Here is a 17,984-nt window from a genome sequence, read left to right on the forward strand (position 1 = left end):
AGCGACACGATGCGCATGCCTTCATTCGCCCGCCGTCATCCCTGGATCGGTCTGCTGATCGTGGTGACGATTGGGGTTGCCTCGTGGATGCTGCTGCTCGCGCCGCATCCGGCGACCGAGCCCGTGTCCCTGGCCGCCGTCGGGTCCGAAGCGTCGAAACCGGCCGGCCCGCCCTGGCTGTATGGCCGTGCCGATGCGCGCTTCACGGTGGTCGGGTACGCCGACCTGGAGTGCCCGTACTGCCGGGCCTACTTCCCCGCGCTCAAGCGCTGGATCGACGCCCATCCCGAGGTGAACTGGCAGTGGCACCACCTGCCGCTGTCCATGCACGAGCCAGCCGCGACTGCCGAGGCACGCCTGGCCGAGTGCGCGGGCGAGACGGGCGGACATGCCACGTTCTGGCAGGCCGTGGCGTGGCTCTACTCGAACACCCGTGGCGACGGCCAGGGCCTGCCGGAGGGCCTGCGCTATCCCGACCTCACGCCAGCCATGCAGGGTTGTCTCGACAGCGAGCGCCCCGATGCGGTCATCCGTGCCCAGGCGGTGGAAGCCGCACAGCAGGGCATCGCGGCCACGCCGGCCCTGCAACTGCGCGACCGCGAGTCCGGCAAGACCCTCCTGCTGCACGGTCCCGTCGAAGGCGATGCCTTGCTGTCGGCCATCGACCTGCTCGCCGCCGGCAACACGACCGTGGCCGAACCCGCCCATTCCCCAGACATGCCCGCCGGCGTCGCCGGTGACATGCCCAGGTAGCCATCGATCTTCAAGGCTGCGGCGCGGCTCGTCCGCGTTGATCGAAACCCGTTCGCATCGCATCCCTTGACGCGAACAGCCACCGCATCCGCGGTGGTGGATGCCCGCTCGTCACCTGTTCCATCCCCATCGTCCCCAGGAGGGTTTGCCCTCCAGGGGCAGGCGCCCTCCTATCTCATCCATTGGAGGTTCGCCATGTCTCTCGTCATCGCCGACTCCCGCCCGGAGTCGCTCACCCTGATCGCCGCCCAGCACGAAGACTGGATCATCCGGCAGGCCATCACCCTGCTGGAGAACCGCGTGTTCAAGGCCGGTCCGGCGCTGGGCAGTCCCGCCGCCGTGCGCGACTACCTGCGCCTGAAACTGGTCGCGGAGCCGAACGAAATCTTCGCCGTCGTGTTTCTCGACAACCAGCACCAGGTGCTCGCCTTCGAGCCGCTGTTCAAGGGCACGGTCGACCAGACTTCGGTGTATCCGAGGGTGGTGGTCCAGCGTGCGCTGGCGCTCAACGCTTCGGCGCTGATCCTGGCGCATCAGCACCCCTCGGGGAACACCGAGCCCTCGGCCGCTGATCGTGCGATCACCGAGCGGCTGAAGAGTGCCCTGGCCACCGTCGATGTCCGGGTGCTGGATCACTTCATCGTCGGCAAGGGCAGCCCGTACTCGTTCGCCGAAGCCGGCTTGCTGTAGCAGCACCAGCGGACGCGCATTCATGTCATCACCACGGGAGCCATTGGCTCCCGTTTCCTTTCGCCGACCCGCCGAGAAATCGGGACTGACCGGTTTCGGTTTCTTTGTCGTCCCCTGATCTGCGTTGCGCTCGACTACGAGTCTGCATCGACTCCGCGGAGGCGCGACATGCCGGCTCATTCCCTCAACCTTCCTGCCGCTTCGCGGCGCCCCCTGGCCACGAGGCTGGCCGCTGGACTGTGCGCCGCGCTGCTCGGTCCCATCGCGGCGGCCGCCGATGTGCTCATCGTCATCGACAGCCGTCATCCGGTGCAGGCCCCGGCCGGCGTGCGGATCATCGAGCTGGACCAGGCCACGCGCATCGAGGTCGAACTCGCCGCGCACCTGCCGGCCGACCCGCAACAGGCCGCGGCCCTGGTGCGGCAGCGGTTGCATGACGGCGGCGAGGCCCTGCAGCACCGCATCGGCCATGCCTACCAAGGTGTCGCGGATGCCTGGGGGCTGGGCATCGCCAAGATTCCCGCCGTGGTGGTCGATCGACGCTACGTGGTCTACGGCGAGCCCGACGTGTCCCGCGCCGTCGCGCGCATCAACGCCTACCGGAGCACGCAGCCATGAGCCTCCTGCTGGCATCCCGACGCTTGCGCGCCACCGCCGCCTCGTTGCTGCTGAGCGCGGCCACGTCGACGTTCGCCCTGGACACCGCCACCATCGTCTCGTCGGCGCTGTCCCCCGACTGCCTCGAATACCGCGTGGTCGGAATCTGCTACTGGCTGTACTGCACGCCCTTCGGCTGCTCGGTTCGCACCTCCGTCAAGGTGCGCCACTACGTCCCCGATGCGGTGGTGTCGAGCTACTCGAACACCGGAGAAAACCCGTGGCAGGAAGTCAGGGCGATGAGCATGCCCAACCCGACCGCCAAGGCTGGCGGTGACGGCACGACCAATCACGACAACGAGAACAACCTCGCCAAGTTCAAGAACGCCGATGTCATCGGCCATCCGGCCGGGATGGTGTTCAGCCAGTTCGCCAGCGCCTCCGGCTACACCTGCGAAGGCGCTGGCACGGCCTTCATGCCGTATCTGCTGAGCACGCTCGACACGATCGCCTGGCGCTACAACATCCCGGAAGCGTTCTACCCCGAAGCGCTCATCCCCGGCCGGCGCGAAATCGGTACGCGCACCGGCCTGAACCTCTGGGGCAACGTGTATCCCCGCGGTGGCTTCCTGCACCAGACCGACGATCACAAGAGCGGCGCCGTGGTCGCGCAGCGCGCGGGCGACATCGTGACGCGCCGCAACCAGATTCACGTGTACCAGCCTCTGCTGGCCAGCGCCCGCGACGGCTACTGGCCGGCCGGCGCGCTGATGGAGACCGACGCCTCGACGGGCAAGTGGCAGGAGCTGACGCCCACGCCCTCGAACAGTTGCGTGGTCTTCCCGCATAGCCGCACCCGCGTGCAGGCCCAGCAAGGCGACTACGCCTGGGCGCTGTGGCGGCCGTACTCCTGCTGCCAGCGCCGGGGGCAGGTCTTCCTCGGCAGCGTCGATTTCATGTGAGGAACCCACGATGAACGCATCCCTCCCTGACTTCCTGCGCCGCGCGAAGTTGCACCTGCGGGCCACGCTGTTCGTGGCGGCCATCACGCTGGTCGTCGGCGTCACCTGGGCGCAGACCCGCATCGACCCCAATGGCGTGAACGCCAGCGGCAGCGTGATCGGCGACGACGTGCTCTACAGCATCGGCGGCGGCCGGGCCGTGTCGATGGGTGGTGCCGGCAACATGCAGAGCATCGGCGTGGGAATCGGCTGGAACAGCAACCTGATCTGCGGCGACATGAGCATCACCACGACGCTGCAGAACCAGCTCAACGGCATCACCAACGGCTTCCAGACGATCATGAGCAACGTGATCCAGAACGCCACCAGCGCCGTGGCCTCGCTGCCGGCCCTGATCATCCAGCGCGCCGACCCGGGGCTCTACAACCTGCTGACCAACGGCATCCTCCAGGCGCGCCTGGACTTCGACCGCTCGAAGATGACCTGCCGGGCCATCGCCAATCGGATGGCGGACATGGCCGGCGGCCAAGCCGGCTGGGATCAGCTCGCCGAGGGGATGGCGCTGCGGGATGCGGTCAGCAGCACCGATGCCGTCTCCGCCATCGAGCAGGCCGAGTCCAACAAAGGAAACAACGGCGTGCCATGGGTCGGCGGCGGCAACGCGGGCGGCTCCGGTCAGAGTTCGATCAAGGTGGTCGGCGACGTGACGCGCGCGGGCTACAACCTGCTCAACGGGCGCAGCGCCACCGATACCTCGTCGATCGCGCGCAGCGCCTGCGGCAACCGCCTGACCTGCCAAACCTGGTCCTCGCCCCAGGCGGCCGCGGACTGGGCGACCCGCGTGTTGGGCGAACGCGAGCAGCGCACCTGCGAAAACTGCACGAAGACCCAGACCACGCCTGGCGTCGGGCTGACGCCAATGATCCAGGAAGAGTACGAGACCAAGCTGCAGGCGCTGCAGGAACTGGTGACGGGCGCCCGGCCGACGACGCTGGCCAATCTCGACGCAGCCGGCAGCAGCTCGCTGCCGATCACGCGCGGCGTGATCGAGGCCCTGCGTGACGAACCCGACCAGGACGTGCTGGGCCGGCGCCTCGCGTCCGAGGCTGCGCTGTCCAGCGTGCTGGAGAAGGCCCTGCTGCTGCAACGCACGTTGCTGACCGGCAAGAAGGAGCCGAACGTCGCCGCCAACGAGCTGGCCGTGCGGGCGGTCGACCAGGAGAACAGCGCGCTGGAGCAGGAGATCAACAACCTCAAGACCGAACTGGAGCTGCGCCGCACGCTGGCCGGCAACTCGGCGATGGCGATCATCCAGCGCCACAGCACCCGCGCTGCCGGTTCGCGCGGCGTCTTCGAGGGCGACACCACGCGCGACCGTCTGCGGGAAGTCCAGAAGCCGCGGAGCGGTACGCCATGAGCCGGCTGGCCTGGCTGCGGCTGCCATGGCTGTTCAACCGCCGCGTCGGCGTGGCGCTGCTGTGGACCTTGCTGGTGGTGGCCGCCGCGGTGGCGGTGAACATCGCCGGCATCCACGTGGTCGGCGGCGTCGAGGGCTGGCAGCACTGGCTGCAGGCGCACGCCGGCCACTTCTTCGTGTGGCGGCTGTGCCTCTACGGAGCGACGGCTTACGGCTGGTGGTGGATGCGTCGGCGCCTGTTGCGGCGGGAGCCGTCACGCGAGACGCATCAGCGCCTGCTGCGCACGGAGATCGCTGCCGTGATCGCCGTGGTCGCGCTGGAAGCCAGCCAATTGTTGCGGCACGGCTGAGACCGGGAGGCAGGCATGACGCTCTACACCACGGACTACCTGGAGTATTACCTGACCCTGGTGGCTTGGGTGGTCAACAACGGCATCTGGAGCATTCTCGTGGCCAGCGGCGTGTTCGCGCTGCCGTTCGTGGCCATCGTGATCCAGGAATGGCTCAAGGCCCGCAGCGAGGGTGCGGACGAAGGCAACAAGGGCGTGCTGTCGTCGATGCGCATCGAGAACCGGGTGTGGGTGGCGATCGTGGTCATCATGTTCGCCGGCATCCCGTTCATCCCGGTGGATCTCGCCACGATCAAGTTCGACACCACGCGCTCCGCGCAATGCCAGGTCAACGTCCCGTTGCCCAACGACACGGGCTGGTCCAACGTCTACACGGCGCTCAACGACCAGAGCGCGCTGGTGCCGGTGTGGTGGTTCTTCATGCACGCCATCTCGAAGGCGGTCACCGGCGCCGCGGTGGCGGCGATTCCCTGCGGCACGGACCTGCGTCAGATTCGCATGGATGTGGATGCCACGCGCATCGACGATCCGGTGCTGGCACAGGAGGTCGCCGACTTCACGCACGACTGCTACGGGCCGTCGCGCGCCAAGCTGTTCATGAACCGGCCGACGCTCTCCGACGAGCAGATGAACGACGTCACCTGGATCGGGTCGAGTTACTTCCTCGACACGCCCGGCTTCTATGACACCTATCGCGCCAAGACCCCACGCACGGCCTGGCCCTACGACGCGACCCGCGATGCGGGGCTGGCACAGGTGGACAGCGGCGGCGGCTATCCGTCCTGCCGGCAGTGGTGGGCCGATGGCGGCCAGGGACTGCACAGCCGGCTGCTGGCACAGGTGGACCCGGACCTGCTGACCCGCATCGGGCGCTGGGTGGGCTTCCTGTCGTCGAGCGAGGTCAATGACTCCGTGATCCGCGCCGTGGTCTCACCGAGGCAGCAGAAGATGAACCAGGGCGCCGTCTACACCGACTACGGCGGCCAGATCGACAAGACGCTGCCGAACGTCGTCACGCGCGGCGCGAGCGACCTGGGGCTGACCGTCGGCTCACTGGGCTTTTTTCCGGCGATGGACGTGGTGCGCCAGGCGCTGCCGATGGTGCTGACGATGCTCAAGATGGCGCTCGTCATCTGCATCCCGCTGGTGCTGCTGATCGGCACCTACGACCTGAAGACGGTGGTGACGGTGAGCTGCGTCCAGTTCGCGCTGTTCTTCGTGGACTTCTGGTTCCAGCTCGCGCGCTGGATCGACAGCACGATCCTGGACGCGCTCTACGGCTGGGGGTTTGGCGCGGACAGGCCGCACACGAACTTCGATCCGCTGATCGGCTTGAACAACGCCTTTGGCGACATGCTGCTCAACTTCGTCATGGCGATGATGTTCATCGTGCTGCCGACGTTTTGGGTGATGGCACTGGCCTGGGCTGGTGTACGGGCAGGCAATATTCTTGGAGCGCTTACCGTCGCTACCGGCGACGCAAAGGCGGCTGGAGGTAGTGGCTCTCGCCTTGCGATGACGGCTGCGTCGAAAGGCGGCGCGAAGTAAGGCGCATCCTTTCGCACCGATGGGGCAGCTACGACTCGTCAGAGTCGCCCATGTCGTGGCGCCACTCGTTCTTGTCGTACAGACCATGGCCGGAGTGTCCTTCACGCCACTCTGGCTGGTTCTCATCATCCGCATCGGCGTTCCGCGCGAGCCATGCGGCGACCACCGCAAAGGCAAGCAGCAGGACGAGCCAGGATACGGTGTAGAGCAGCACGCCAAGTACGGCCAGCTTGACGATCCAGAGCACCGCCGTGATCGCGCCCGCAGGCACCCCGCGCGTCACCAGCCAGCCGGCTACACGCTGCTCGCGGCGCAGGTATCCACGCCAGGCACGGCCAGCCCCCCGGCCCAGCCGGTGGCTCCAGCGCCCGTTGTGCGTGTTGGTGGTCATGCTCATATGCCTCGGCTTCAGTGGTGCCTCACCTCGCGGAGCGGCCGGTCGTGGCCTGCCCTCCAGCATAGACCGCGATCAGGAGGGCGGGTTGCGGCCGGCAGAGCCGGGTTGGCTCGGGCCGCAGGTCGATTAGATTCTGCACGATAAATCAAACCTAATGCTACTTTCCATGCACGTTCTTGCAATGGCTCTAGGGGTCGATTGGATTTTGTGTTATTTTTATAACATGGATGGAAATTCTCGGCACCAGGTAATCAAGCGACTGCAGGCGGGACTCCCCCGCGGGGCGCCGTTCGACCTTGCCACCCTGAGCCAGTTCGGGGTGTCGCCCCAGCTCGCCGCCCACTATGCCGACGGCGGGTGGCTCGTGCGCCTGGCCCATGGCGTCTATGCCTTCCCGAACGATGAGTTCGGGGTCTACGGTGCGCTGAAGTTCCTGCAACAGCGCGTGCCCGGCCTGCACGTCGGCGGCAAGAGCGCCCTGGCCCTGCAGGGGGTGCGGCACAACCTGGGCAGCCGGGAGGCGCTGGTGCTGTGGGGCGACGGTCGTTTCGCGTTGCCGGCCTGGTTCACTTCGCGCTTTCCGGCCCGCTATGTCCACGCCCGCCTGTTCGACTGGCCGGACACGGCGCTGGCCGGCAAGACCCTGACCACGCCGCCTGGCCTGCCCGAGGATCTGCGGGTGGCAGCCCCCGAGCGTGCCGTTCTGGAGCTGCTGTACGAAGCCGGCGTCAAGCAGAGCCTCGAAGAGGCCCGCAACCTCTTCGATGGACTGCGTTCCCCCCGCAAGGACTTGCTCGGGCAACTGCTGTCTTGCTGCGCCAGCGTGAAGGCCGTGCGCCTGTTCCTCACCTGGGCGCGCGAGACCAGCCTCGTGGATGTCGATGCCCTGCTGGAGCAGTACCCGGTTCGCACCGGCAGCAACACGCGCTGGATGAGCCGGCTCGATGACGGCACCTTGCTGAGCCTGAGACCTCATGGATAAGACCTACGCGGACACCGTTCGCCTGCTGCTGGCCGTCGCGCCCGACGTGTTCGCCAACGACATCTTCGCCATGAAGGGCGGCACGGCCATCAACCTCTTCGTGCGGGACATGCCGCGCCTTTCGGTGGACATCGACGTGGTGTACCTCCCGTGGCAGACGCCGCGCGACGAAGCGCTGCAAGCCATCAACCAGGAGCTGGCCGCCATCGCCACGCGCGTTGCGCCACTGGGCGTGCAGACACGCCTGGTTCGCGCCAAGGACCTGGGAGACACCAAGCTGATCGTCGAGAACGACGCCAGCCAGGTGAAGATCGAGGTCAACGTCGTGTTCCGAGGCAGCGTGCTGCCCGTCGAGCGGCGGCCGCTGAGCGCAAAGACCAGCGATCTGTTCGGCGTCGAGTTCGAGCTGCCGGTTCTGGCACCGGACGAGCTGTACGCCAGCAAGCTGGTGGCCGCGCTGGATCGGCAGCACCCCCGCGACCTGTTCGACGTGTGGCAGCTCTACGAATCGGGCGACATCAGCGACGGCATGGTCGAGTGCTTCGTGATCTATCTGGCGGGCCACAACCGGCCGCCCCACGAAGTGCTGTTCGGCAACGACAAGGACATCGCCGGCGAGTACGAGCGGGCCTTTGTCGGCATGACCGAAGTGGGCTGCTCCCTGGAGACACTGCTCGACGCTCGCGCCAGGGTGCGGCGCGAGCTGCCACAGCGACTGAGCACCGCGCACAAGCAGTTTCTGAGCGGGCTGGCGCGCGCAGAACCGGACTGGTCGCTGGTGCAATGCCAGCACGCCGCGCAACTGCCGGCACTGCGCTGGAAGCTCGCCAATCTCGAAACCTTCCGCAAGCGCCGTCCCGACGACTTCGCAGCGCAATCCGCCGCCCTCGACACCGGCTTGGGCCAGAGCTGACGAACATCCCGCAGCTTCCGGCTTGCCGGGATTGCCCCATGCCGCATTCATCGTGGCACCCGCGCAGCAGCGGCCCTATACCCAAAAGCTTCCGACAAAGGCCAAAGGGCTGGGAAGGGGCAAAGGAAGGGCGCCAAGGGGAAAGGCCCTATCCTGAAAAGGCCAAAAGGCGCCCCCGAGCAGCCCGTCATCCGGGGTTCGCCATGCTCTCGCTGTTCCAGCGCAAAAGGGTGCCACCCACCGCCGGCACGCCGCCCACCTCCGCCATCGAAACTCCGAAAGGGTCGATGCGGCCGGAGTCGGCCGCATCGCTGCTGGCCACGCCGCGCCGGCAGAAACTGCTGGAACACATCTGGCAGCGCACATCGCTCTCGCGCCGGCAGTTCGCCACGCTCTACCTCGCCCCACTGGAGCGCTACGCCGAGCTGGTCCAGCAGTTCCCGGCCTCCGAGAACCACCACCATGCCTATCCGGGCGGCATGCTGGACCACGGCCTGGAGATCGTCGCCTATGCGCTGAAGCTGCGGCAGTCATACCTGCTGCCTGCGGGCGTCACGCCGGAGGCACAGGCGGCCCAGGCCGAGGCCTGGACCGCAGGCACGGCCTACGCGGCCCTGCTGCACGACATCGGCAAGATTGCGGTCGATCTGCACGTCGAGCATGCCGACGGCAGCGTCTGGCATCCCTGGCACGGCCCACTGCGAAAGCCCTACCGCTTCCGTTACCGAAAGGAGCGTGAGTACCGCCTGCACAGCGCCGCCACCGGGCTGCTCTACGCGCGCCTTCTCGATCGGGACATCTTCGACTGGCTCAGCGGCTATCCCGACCTCTGGGCCGCGCTGCTGTACGTGCTGGCCGGCCAGTACGAGCACTCCGGCACGCTCGGCGAGCTGGTCGTGCAGGCCGACCAGGCATCGGTCGCCCAGGAACTCGGCGGCGATCCCAGCAAGGCGCTGGCGGCGCCCAAGCATGCGCTGCAACGCAAATTGCTCGACGGCTTGCGCTACCTGCTCAAGGAAGCGTTCAAGTTGAACCAGGCCGGCCCGGCGGACGGTTGGCTGACCCAAGACGCCTTGTGGCTGGTGAGCAAGACTGTCTCCGACAAGCTGCGCGCACATCTGCTGTCACAGGGCATCGACGGCATCCCGGCCAGCAATACGGCGGTGTTCAACGTGCTGCAGGATCACGGCATCGTGCAACCGACGCCGGATGGCAAGGCGATCTGGAAGGCTACCGTCACCAGCGACGCCGGCTGGTCGCACGCCTTCACCTTCCTGAAGCTCTCGCCGGCGATGATCTGGGATGCCGCCGACCGGCCGGCGCCGTTCGCAGGCCGTGTGCAGGTCGAAGAGGAACAAGCGGAGCCGACGCCGCAGGCGCCGGCGGTGGCTGATGGGCCGCGCGTGGAAGGCACCGAAGCTGCACCCGCGAGCGCGGCGCCGATCGCATCCGCAGCCATGGACACCGGCGTCGCAGCGCTGCTCGACCTGCTGGGCGACACCGCTCCACCCACCGCGCCGGAGACCCCGAGTTCCCCTGTTGCCGAGCCCAAGCCGGCCCCTTCGACCATGCCCCCGCCGCAGATGAGCCTCGCGCCTTCCCAGGATCGCGCGGAGCCCTCTGGGGCGCACTTCATGGCCTGGCTGCGTCAGAGCGTCCAGACGCGCAAGCTCATCATCAACGACGCCAAGGCCCTGGTGCATACCGTCGCCGGTACGACCTATCTCGTCAGCCCCGGCGTGTTCCAGCGCTACGCGCAGGAGTACCTTCAAGTCGCCGCGCTGGCCAAGCAGGAGAAGCTGGAGGGGTGGCAGTGGGTGCAGAAGCGCTTCGAGAAGTTGGGACAGCACCGCAAGCAGCCGAGCGGGCTGAACATCTGGACCTGCGAAGTCACGGGGCCGCGCAAGTCGCGCCGGCTGCACGGCTACCTGCTCGTCAGCCCGGATGCGCTGTTCCAGGAGACGCCGCCAGACAACCCATACCTGCGGCTCCTCAACGAGGCCGCAAAGCGCGAAGATTCAGCCCTTGGGGCCAAGGACGACGATCAGGCGTAGGCATGCGACCGCTGTGCGGGCCGGCTTCAATCTGCGGATGGGGCCGACTCCGCCAGCTTGGCTTCGGTCAGAGTCATCAAGTGGGCGGAACTGCATTTCAGCGCACGGGCAATCTTGAGGATGAGAGGGAGCGTGGGGACATGCTCGCCGCGCTCGATCTTGCCCATGTGCGACCGTTCGATGCCGGCCATGTGGGCCAGCGTTTCCTGAGCGATGCCCTGGTTGGTTCTTTCTTCCCGCACGGCAGCCCCAAACGCGATGGCTGGTTCCGCTTCGTAGGTAGTGGTGCCGGTGGGGCGGCCCCTTTGGATCGAACGCTTTGGCATTGCCAAGAGCGTCGAACACGGTCACGATTTAAACCACGTTAAACTTAACTCATTCAACGACTTCGAGATCAGTTGCCACGACTTCACCGCCTGGGGGGAGCTGGACGTGGAATCGAGTGACATCACCGCCGAAATTCGCATGGCCGTCCTCGGCGAATGGGTGCCTCCCCAGCTCGCCGACGTGCTCGCCCTGCAGCGCGCCGAAGAGCCGGAGACTCATGCCGTCCTGGCCGGATGGACAGATCCCGGTCGAGGCGCGGAGCTGCCGGGCGACGGCTTCGACTTCGCCTTGTCTGCGGCTGCCCGGCAGTGGCCTGGCTGGATATGCGAGCCGCTGTGGCATGACACGCTGGCGGTCGCCGTGGCCAAGCGCTCCCACCTGCTGGCCTACCGTGAAGTGCCGTGCGAGGAAGTGCTCAAGCAGCCCTTGATCTGCTCGCAGTCCACGGCCGATGAACCATGGCGCGTGACCGTGCAGCGCGTGTTCGAAAACGCGCTGCAGGAGCGGGAGCAAACGGTGGAGACATTCGATGTGGCGATGACGCTGGTTGCTGCCGGGTACGGGATCGCCATTGCGCCTGCCGCGAGACTGGCGAGCTACCTACGCCGAGGCATCGCCGTACGGCCGCTGGCCGGCGCACCAATGATCGTGATGGCTTACCTGCTCCGCCGCAACGCTACCTTGTCGGACACCCAGGCAAGATTCGCCCGCCGCGCGCGCTTGGTGTCCTGACTGATGCGCTGGCCTTCCCATTGATGCGTAACGGCCGGAACTGCACGTCTTCGGCCCTCCGGCTCTGCCGCCATACGTAGTCGCCGATCAAATTGATGTGCTCCCAGCCCAGCGGCGACAGGTATTGCAGCAACCCGTCGTCGATCCCGTTGCCGGAGTCGCGCAGCGCCTGCGTCGCAGCTCATCCTGACAACAATCTACCCTTGTTACCCTTGTCTCGAATTTCAAGGAACCTAGCGATCAAACAGCCGACTCCGATGGAGATCGCAACATCGGCGAGGTTGAACGCGGGCCAGTGCATGCCCTGCCAGTGGAAGTCGAGGAAGTCCACAACCTGACCGCGCAGCAGGCGATCCACCACGTTGCCAAGTGCCCCGCCAAGAATGAGGCTGTAGCCGACGGCTTCGAAGCGCGGCAGCGTCTGCTTCAGTTGTCGGATGAGCCAGACCGCGACGAGCAGTCCTAACGTGATGAAGAAGTAACGTTGCCAGCCACTCGCTCCGGCCAAAAAGCTGAACGCGGCGCCCGGATTGAGCACATGCACGAGGTTGAAGAACGGCGTGATCTCGACCTGTTTGCCATAGACGAACGCCCGTTCGATCGAGAGCTTGGCTGCCTGATCAGCAGCAACCGCTGCCGCAGCCACCCCGTACCACGGCAAGGCCGGCGCGAGCAGCCCCTTTGCGCGCGCCGCAGTGGCGAACGAGATCAGCCACCGCGAGAGCACGGTGCAGCCCAAGCCCAGCCCCCAGCCTGCCAGCACGTCGCCCGGGAAGTGCATACCTGCCGCCATGCGTGACCAGCCAACCAGGGCGGCATACATCAACAGGCAACCGCGACCGCGCCAGGCCAGCAGCGGCCACAACGCAGCGGCCACCAGCGCCGCGTAGGTCGCGTGCCCGCTGGGCAGGCTGTAATGCAGCTCCACAGCGCCGATGACATGCACCGCTGCGCCCAGCACCGCATGCGGGCGCGGAAAGTCGAGCCACCACTTCAAGGCCGACGCCGCCGCCAAGGCCAGCAAGAACGCGACGCCGAAGTGCAACAAACGGCTCCGCACTAGCCGAACGCGGGCCGGATCGGAAGATGCCTTTGACCATGCCCATAGGCCCAGTACGGTTAGGGGCGCGGTCCAGTAGCTGCCGATTAGGCTGAAGAGCGACGCCAGCGGCCACAGCACTGCGGGCGTCCCAGCATTGATCGCTTGAAATAGCGCGAGATTCAGACCGGCCCAGTCATACAGCACGAATTTCCAACTCATCGGCGCAGCAGCCTCAAGCCATTGCCCACCACCAGCAGGCTAGCTCCCATGTCGGCGAACACCGCCATCCACATGGTCGCGTGGCCGGTGAAGGTGAGCACCAGGAACACGGCCTTGATGCCCAGCGCAAGCGCGATGTTCTGTGTGAGCACCTGTGCCGTGGTGCGGGACAGCCGCACGAAGGTCGGAATCTTGCGCAGGTCATCGTCCATCAGCGCCACGTCGGCCGTCTCGATGGCCGTGTCGGTGCCCGCCGCGCCCATCGCGAAGCCAATGTCGGCACGAGCCAACGCCGGAGCGTCGTTGATTCCATCACCGACCATGCCGACCCCGCCGGACTGGGCAAGCGCTTCGATCTCGCGCAGTTTGTCATCGGGGAGCAGGTTGCCTTGTGCGCGGTCGATCCCGGCCTGTGTGGCAATCGCCTTGGCGGTGTGTGGGTTGTCGCCGGTCAGCATCATGGTCTGGATGCCCAGCGCGTGCAGTTCGGCCACGGCGCTCCGGCTGCTGTCCTTGATGGTGTCGGCCACTGCCATGAGCGCCTGCACGCCCTCGGGCTCCACCAGCATCACCGCCGTCTTACCCTCGGCTTCCAGTGCGGTGATGCGTTGTTCCATTGCGGGGGAGCAATGTCCCAGCTCGTCGAGCATCCGATGGTTGCCGAGGTGATAGGCCACTCCGTCGATCACGCCGCGCACGCCTCGGCCGGGCAATGCGGCGAATTCCGCGACTTCGCGCAGCGCCACGCCGTCGGCAAGGGCGGCTTGCGCGATTGCCTTGGACACCGGATGGTCGGAGCGGCTGGCCAGGCTGGCCGCGAGACTACGGGCGTGCTGGGGCGAAGCGTTACCCAAGGCAACGAAGTCGGTCTGCGCGGGCTTGCCGTGGGTGATGGTGCCGGTCTTGTCCAAGGCCAGCCAGCGCAGCTTGCGGCCCTCTTCCAAATACACGCCGCCCTTGATGAGAATGCCGTGGCGTGCCGCTGCGGCCAACCCGCTGACGATGCTGACGGGTGTCGAAATCACCAGCGCGCACGGGCAGGCGATCACCAGCAAAACCAGCGCCCGATAGATCCAATCCAGCCATGCCGCTCCCACAAAGAGCGGCGGCACCAGTGCGACGACCACGGCCAAGGCGAATACGGCGGGCGTGTACCAGCGCGCGAACTGATCCACGAAGCGCTGGGTCGGCGCGCGGCTGCCTTGTGCGGCCTCCACCGCATGAATGATGCGGGCCAGCGTGGAGTTGTTCGCCAGCGCCGTGACACGGTACTCGAACGAGCCTGACTCGTTGAGGGAACCCGCAAAGACGGGATCGCCTAGGCCCTTGTCGACGGGCAGACTCTCCCCGGTGATCGGCGCTTGGTTCACGGTCGAGCGGCCTTCTACGACCTCCCCATCGAGGGCGATGCGTTCGCCAGGCCGCACTCGCACCCGGCTGCCGATCGCAACCTGCTTGGCATCCACCTCGCGCCATGAGCCATCAGGCTGTTGCACCGTGGCTCGCTCCGGGGCCAGATCGAGCAGCCCCGCGATGGCGTTGCGGGCGCGGTCCAGCGACTTGGCCTCGATGACCTCGGCCAAAGCGAACAACACCATCACCATCGCCGCCTCCGGCCAGTGCCCGATCAACATGGCCCCGGTGACGGCAATCGACATCAGGGCGTTCATGTTGAGGTTGCGGTTCTTGAGGGCAATCCATCCTTTCTTGTAGGTGGACAGGCCACCGGTGAGGATGGCGACCAGAGCCAGAACCATCACCGACCAATGATTGCCGCCTTGGAGCCAGTACACGGCCTCCGCCGCAACAGCGGCGACTAGCGAGATGCCGAGCGGCCACCAATGGGTCGTGGTCTGCCCCGGTGCTGATGACGCAGGCGTGCGGTTGGCTTCTTCGAGCACTTGGGCCTCGAAGCCGAGCGATTGCAGAGCACCCAGCACGTCAGGCAGCACGGCTGGGGCATGGCGCACGGTGAGCGTGCGTTGCATCAGGTTGAAGTCGAGATCGATCACACCGGCCAGCGTGGCGAGATTGCTGCGGATCAGCGCCTCCTCGGACGGACAATCCATCTTGGCGATGGCAAGGCGGGTGGTCTGCACCGCCGAGCGGTCGTCCTGTCGCACCGCCTGCATATCGACAGCCGCCAAGGCTTGTTCCACGGGGGCCAACGACGCCAGGGTGTGCCGCACGGTCAAGGTGCGCCGCATCAGGTTGAAATCGAGCTCCACCACGCCGGGCACGCCGCCCAGCTTGCCCCGGATCAGCGCTTCTTCCGTGGGGCAGTCCATGTTCTCGATGTGATAGACGGCAACCGCCACCCCGGTAGTGGCGCTGGTCTGTGTTTCTGATTTGAGAACGGGAGCATCAGCACAACCGTACCCGCTTGATCCGCAACTCATAGCAATTCCTCGGCGTCGTCATTCGTTCAAATGCATTAAAATCCCTATAGTGGCTATAGGGTCAAGCATTGGAGGACCAGCATGGAAATCAGGATCGGCGAACTGGCGCAGCGCACGGGATGCGAGGTCGTGACCATTCGTTACTACGAAAAGGAAGGGCTATTGCCTGAGCCGGCGCGAAGCAGCGGGAACTATCGGCTGTACGGCGAGGAGCAAGTCAAGCGCATGCAGTTCATTCGCCACTGCCGTTCGCTGGACATGTCGCTGGGCGAGATTCGGACCTTACTGAACCTGTGGGACAGCCCCACCCAGGATTGCGGAAAAGTGAATGCCCTGCTGGATGACCATATCCGGCAGGTGGAGGCGCGGGTCGAGGCGTTGTTGCAGCTAAGGCTGCATTTGACGGCCTTGCGTGAAAAGTGCGCCGGCGCACGACCCGTCGAGGCGTGCGGCATTCTTCAAGGGCTCGTGAATTGTTCTTGCCATACCGTCAGCACCCGAGACGAGGCCAGCGCTGGCGTTTAGCGTACGATTTTTCCCAAATTCTGTGGCTTCCCCTGCTAGGCGACCCCGACTCGCGGCGGGGTCCATTCGCTTTCCTTCACGGCCGTGCTCACTGCCATGGCGAGCTTGTCGAGATTGCTGGCAGTCACGCCCTCCAGTGCCGAACGCCCCCGCAGCATCGAGCGCGGTTGCAGCAGTGCATGGTAGATCTGCCAAGGGTCCGCATCCCTGGTCAGCTTCAGGACGGACTGGATCAGCTCGTGCTTGAGCGGGTCGAGGTGCCAGTCCGGCACGCGCTGGCCGCGGTTGCCTACGTTCAAAGCCAGCAAGTTGCCCGCCTTGATCTCGTAGCTGATCCACCTGCGGGATTTGCCTGCCATCTTGGCAAACGCAGCGACGGGAAGGTTGTGCGGCGCTTCGAAGACATCGAACAGCTCCATCCGCTCGCGCTGAATGTCCGAAGGCACCAGCGGCGCGGCCGATCGAGGGGGCGGAACCGCCGGCAGCCGATGTGCGGCGGCAGAAACCAACGGCATGGCGTCACCCGGCTTTGTCACGAGCAGGATTGGCGAAGCAGCAACCGGCGTAGAGGGGGCGTTTGCGGTTTGCTCACTCGGGAATGCGGGCACGCCTTCCAGATGCACGGTGAGGGGCATGCTGGCCGCCTCGACCTGGTTCTGCTCGAAGAGGTCGAGCCGATCGGCCCAGTCCTGCATCATGCGGCGACGCTGCTCCACGTACTCGGCATGGTTGTAGGTCGCGCTGACCTTGTTGGGATCGACGTGCGAGAGCTGTGCATCCACCCAGACTTTCGGGTAGCCGATCTCGTTGAGCGCAGTGGACATCGTGCCGCGGATGCCGTGTCCGGTCAGGCGTTCCTGATAGCCCATGCGCTTGAGGGCACCATTGAGGGTGTTCTCGCTGATGCGCTTCTTCAAGTCGCTGTCGTGCCGGAACAGGTGGCGCTGGGCCGGCTTGAACTCATCGAGCAGGTGCCGGACGATCTCCATGGCCTGAATCGACAGCGGCACGATGTAGGGCGGGATGTCCTTCGCCTGCTGCCGCTTCTTGCGCATATCCAACTGGAGTTGCTTCACGACGTCGGGCGGGATGATCCACAACCCACGGTCCAGATCGAATTGATCCGGCATCGCCTGTCGCAGCTCGCCGGTTCGCACGCCGGTCAGCAGCAATAGCCGCAGCCCGAGCTGGGTCTGCCGCCTGCCGCGATAGCTGCGCAGCCGCTGCAACAGCTTCGGCAGCTCGGCCATGCGCAGGAACGGGTTGTGGTTGACGGGTGGCAGCGGCAGCGCCACCACATCGAGATCGGAGGCGGGGTTCTGCTCCAGGCCCGGCACGATCACCAGCGCGTAGCGGAACAGTTGGTTGAACCACGTCCTGACTTTCTCGGCGACGGAGAGCGCCCTGCGCTTCTCGATCTTGGCGATCACCTCCAAGAGGTCGGGACGCTTGATCTCATAGATCGACCGCTTGCCCAGGGCGGGCAGCACATCTTTGTCGAAGATGCGCGGAAGTATCGAGAGGGTCGTCTGCCGGCCTTCCTTGAGGCTGAGCCCGCGATGCTTGAGCCACTTGCGATACACCGCCTCGAAGGTGTTTTCGTCGGCGAGCCGGACAGCGGTGCGCTTCTGCTTGCGGTGAACGCGAGGATTGGTGCCTTTGGCCAGCAGGGCGCGCGCTTCGTCGCGCAGGCTGCGGGCCTCGCGAAGCGTCACCTCCGGGTAGGTGCCGAGCGACATCCGCTTCTGCTTGCCCGCCCAGTAGTAGCGGAAGTGCCAAGTCCTGCCCCCTGCAGCCGTGACGGCCAGGGAGAGGCCATCCAAGTCAGGGAGGGTGTATGCCTTGCCAGTTGCCTTGGCCTGTCGAACGGCCAGGTCTGAGAGTGCCATGCTCTTGCTCCTGAACATGAGTCAGGAACCAGATGCTGGTCACGTCGACCTCGCCCCTCCATCAACAATCCGGAATCAGCCGCGCCCGCAAAAATGGACTTGTTTGTGGACTTAAAAGTCCCGGCTGTAGATGGATCGCAGTGGACCGCGGCAGAACGTCAAAGAGAGGAAAAGTCCTTGTGTGGCAA

Annotated in this window: 17 protein-coding genes and 1 pseudogene; 12 read left to right on the top strand and 6 right to left on the bottom strand. The window is 65.9% G+C overall.

What is annotated here, in order from left to right:
- Window positions 1-9 precede the first annotated feature (9 nt).
- The 7 genes from OEL49_RS09380 (at window position 10) to OEL49_RS09410 (ending at window position 6,317) form a co-directional block, all read left to right on the top strand.
- A complete protein-coding gene (locus OEL49_RS09380; RefSeq protein ID WP_132657242.1) occupies window positions 10-753 on the top strand; it encodes a DsbA family protein in 744 nt (247 codons plus the stop codon).
- Between the two features lie 195 nt (window positions 754-948).
- Window positions 949-1,443, top strand: coding sequence for a RadC family protein (gene radC, locus OEL49_RS09385; protein ID WP_003292123.1), 495 nt, complete (start codon window positions 949-951; stop codon window positions 1,441-1,443).
- Between the two features lie 168 nt (window positions 1,444-1,611).
- On the top strand, window positions 1,612-2,061 hold the full coding sequence (locus tag OEL49_RS09390; RefSeq protein WP_134240567.1) for a TIGR03757 family integrating conjugative element protein: 450 nt from the start codon (window positions 1,612-1,614) through the stop codon (window positions 2,059-2,061).
- Entirely contained in the window at window positions 2,058-3,002 is a 945-nt protein-coding gene (locus tag OEL49_RS09395; protein WP_132657246.1) for a TIGR03756 family integrating conjugative element protein, read from the top strand. The genes OEL49_RS09390 and OEL49_RS09395 overlap by 4 nt, the downstream gene beginning before the upstream one ends.
- Window positions 3,003-3,012: 10 nt before the next feature.
- Window positions 3,013-4,419 (top strand): integrating conjugative element protein, encoded by a 1,407-nt coding sequence (locus OEL49_RS09400; protein ID WP_132657248.1) that lies wholly within the window; start codon window positions 3,013-3,015, stop codon window positions 4,417-4,419.
- The gene (locus OEL49_RS09405) at window positions 4,416-4,769 is read left to right on the top strand and encodes a hypothetical protein (RefSeq protein WP_003292115.1); all 354 of its coding nucleotides are present in this window, start codon (window positions 4,416-4,418) and stop codon (window positions 4,767-4,769) included. The genes OEL49_RS09400 and OEL49_RS09405 overlap by 4 nt, the downstream gene beginning before the upstream one ends.
- Before the next feature lie 15 nt (window positions 4,770-4,784).
- A complete protein-coding gene (locus tag OEL49_RS09410) occupies window positions 4,785-6,317 on the top strand; it encodes a conjugal transfer protein TraG N-terminal domain-containing protein (RefSeq protein ID WP_019752936.1) in 1,533 nt (510 codons plus the stop codon).
- A gap of 28 nt (window positions 6,318-6,345) precedes the next feature.
- Here OEL49_RS09410 and OEL49_RS09415 read toward each other — a convergent pair whose 3' ends face one another.
- Window positions 6,346-6,714, bottom strand: a complete 369-nt coding sequence (locus tag OEL49_RS09415; RefSeq protein WP_029133618.1) for a DUF3742 family protein — start codon at window positions 6,712-6,714, stop codon at window positions 6,346-6,348.
- Between the two features lie 223 nt (window positions 6,715-6,937).
- On the opposite strand from OEL49_RS09415, the gene OEL49_RS09420 reads away from it, so the two are divergent.
- The 3 genes from OEL49_RS09420 to mobH all read left to right on the top strand — a co-directional run bounded on the left by OEL49_RS09420 (window position 6,938) and on the right by mobH (window position 10,663).
- Window positions 6,938-7,696 carry a type IV toxin-antitoxin system AbiEi family antitoxin domain-containing protein gene (locus OEL49_RS09420; RefSeq protein ID WP_013721903.1) on the top strand — a complete coding sequence of 253 codons (759 nt, stop codon included), beginning with the start codon at window positions 6,938-6,940 and terminating at the stop codon, window positions 7,694-7,696.
- Entirely contained in the window at window positions 7,689-8,609 is a 921-nt protein-coding gene (locus OEL49_RS09425) for a nucleotidyl transferase AbiEii/AbiGii toxin family protein (protein WP_013721904.1), read from the top strand. Before OEL49_RS09420 ends, OEL49_RS09425 begins: the two co-directional genes overlap by 8 nt.
- 203 nt (window positions 8,610-8,812) lie before the next feature.
- The gene (gene mobH / locus OEL49_RS09430; RefSeq protein WP_054022056.1) at window positions 8,813-10,663 is read left to right on the top strand and encodes a MobH family relaxase; all 1,851 of its coding nucleotides are present in this window, start codon (window positions 8,813-8,815) and stop codon (window positions 10,661-10,663) included.
- 26 nt (window positions 10,664-10,689) lie between these two features.
- Here the strand turns inward: mobH and OEL49_RS09435 are convergent, their stop codons facing one another.
- Window positions 10,690-10,989, bottom strand: coding sequence for a helix-turn-helix domain-containing protein (locus tag OEL49_RS09435; protein WP_003282197.1), 300 nt, complete (start codon window positions 10,987-10,989; stop codon window positions 10,690-10,692).
- A gap of 106 nt (window positions 10,990-11,095) precedes the next feature.
- Between OEL49_RS09435 and OEL49_RS09440 the strand changes: the two genes are divergently transcribed.
- On the top strand, window positions 11,096-11,722 hold the full coding sequence (locus OEL49_RS09440) for a substrate-binding domain-containing protein (RefSeq protein WP_025991876.1): 627 nt from the start codon (window positions 11,096-11,098) through the stop codon (window positions 11,720-11,722).
- On the opposite strand, the pseudogene OEL49_RS09445 reads toward OEL49_RS09440, so the two are convergent.
- From OEL49_RS09445 to OEL49_RS09455, 3 genes and pseudogenes are all read right to left on the bottom strand, one after another.
- Window positions 11,667-11,900: pseudogene (locus OEL49_RS09445) on the bottom strand (Tn3 family transposase); the annotation flags it as partial. The gene OEL49_RS09440 and the pseudogene OEL49_RS09445 sit on opposite strands and share 56 nt — an antisense overlap.
- Before the next feature lie 3 nt (window positions 11,901-11,903).
- A complete protein-coding gene (gene lspA / locus OEL49_RS09450) occupies window positions 11,904-12,983 on the bottom strand; it encodes a signal peptidase II (RefSeq protein WP_013721907.1) in 1,080 nt (359 codons plus the stop codon).
- Complete coding sequence (locus tag OEL49_RS09455) at window positions 12,980-15,382, bottom strand: heavy metal translocating P-type ATPase (protein ID WP_013721908.1); 2,403 nt, start codon at window positions 15,380-15,382, stop codon at window positions 12,980-12,982. The genes lspA and OEL49_RS09455 overlap by 4 nt, the downstream gene beginning before the upstream one ends.
- 81 nt (window positions 15,383-15,463) lie before the next feature.
- Here OEL49_RS09455 and cadR point away from each other — a divergent pair, with 81 nt between their 5' ends.
- Window positions 15,464-15,907: a Cd(II)/Pb(II)-responsive transcriptional regulator gene (gene cadR / locus OEL49_RS09460; protein WP_013721909.1), complete on the top strand. Its 444-nt coding sequence runs from the start codon at window positions 15,464-15,466 to the stop codon at window positions 15,905-15,907.
- A 35-nt stretch (window positions 15,908-15,942) separates the two neighbouring features.
- Here cadR and OEL49_RS09465 read toward each other — a convergent pair whose 3' ends face one another.
- Window positions 15,943-17,796 carry a tyrosine-type recombinase/integrase gene (locus OEL49_RS09465; protein WP_023085019.1) on the bottom strand — a complete coding sequence of 618 codons (1,854 nt, stop codon included), beginning with the start codon at window positions 17,794-17,796 and terminating at the stop codon, window positions 15,943-15,945.
- Between the last annotated feature and the right edge of the window lie 188 nt (window positions 17,797-17,984).

Source organism: Azospira sp., from assembly GCF_030247495.1.
Taxonomy (GTDB): Bacteria; Pseudomonadota; Gammaproteobacteria; order Burkholderiales; family Rhodocyclaceae; genus Azospira; species Azospira oryzae.

Coding starts and splice junctions, on each gene's coding strand:
- cadR (WP_013721909.1), top strand. CDS start 15,464: ATGGAAATCAGGATCGGCGAACTGGCGCAGCGCACGGGATGCGAGGTC.
- OEL49_RS09395 (WP_132657246.1), top strand. CDS start 2,058: ATGAGCCTCCTGCTGGCATCCCGACGCTTGCGCGCCACCGCCGCCTCG.
- mobH (WP_054022056.1), top strand. CDS start 8,813: ATGCTCTCGCTGTTCCAGCGCAAAAGGGTGCCACCCACCGCCGGCACG.
- OEL49_RS09465 (WP_023085019.1), bottom strand. CDS start 17,796: ATGGCACTCTCAGACCTGGCCGTTCGACAGGCCAAGGCAACTGGCAAG.
- OEL49_RS09410 (WP_019752936.1), top strand. CDS start 4,785: ATGACGCTCTACACCACGGACTACCTGGAGTATTACCTGACCCTGGTG.
- OEL49_RS09420 (WP_013721903.1), top strand. CDS start 6,938: ATGGATGGAAATTCTCGGCACCAGGTAATCAAGCGACTGCAGGCGGGA.
- OEL49_RS09435 (WP_003282197.1), bottom strand. CDS start 10,989: ATGCCAAAGCGTTCGATCCAAAGGGGCCGCCCCACCGGCACCACTACC.
- OEL49_RS09455 (WP_013721908.1), bottom strand. CDS start 15,382: ATGAGTTGCGGATCAAGCGGGTACGGTTGTGCTGATGCTCCCGTTCTC.
- lspA (WP_013721907.1), bottom strand. CDS start 12,983: ATGAGTTGGAAATTCGTGCTGTATGACTGGGCCGGTCTGAATCTCGCG.
- OEL49_RS09415 (WP_029133618.1), bottom strand. CDS start 6,714: ATGAGCATGACCACCAACACGCACAACGGGCGCTGGAGCCACCGGCTG.
- OEL49_RS09425 (WP_013721904.1), top strand. CDS start 7,689: ATGGATAAGACCTACGCGGACACCGTTCGCCTGCTGCTGGCCGTCGCG.
- OEL49_RS09390 (WP_134240567.1), top strand. CDS start 1,612: ATGCCGGCTCATTCCCTCAACCTTCCTGCCGCTTCGCGGCGCCCCCTG.
- radC (WP_003292123.1), top strand. CDS start 949: ATGTCTCTCGTCATCGCCGACTCCCGCCCGGAGTCGCTCACCCTGATC.
- OEL49_RS09380 (WP_132657242.1), top strand. CDS start 10: ATGCGCATGCCTTCATTCGCCCGCCGTCATCCCTGGATCGGTCTGCTG.
- OEL49_RS09400 (WP_132657248.1), top strand. CDS start 3,013: ATGAACGCATCCCTCCCTGACTTCCTGCGCCGCGCGAAGTTGCACCTG.
- OEL49_RS09405 (WP_003292115.1), top strand. CDS start 4,416: ATGAGCCGGCTGGCCTGGCTGCGGCTGCCATGGCTGTTCAACCGCCGC.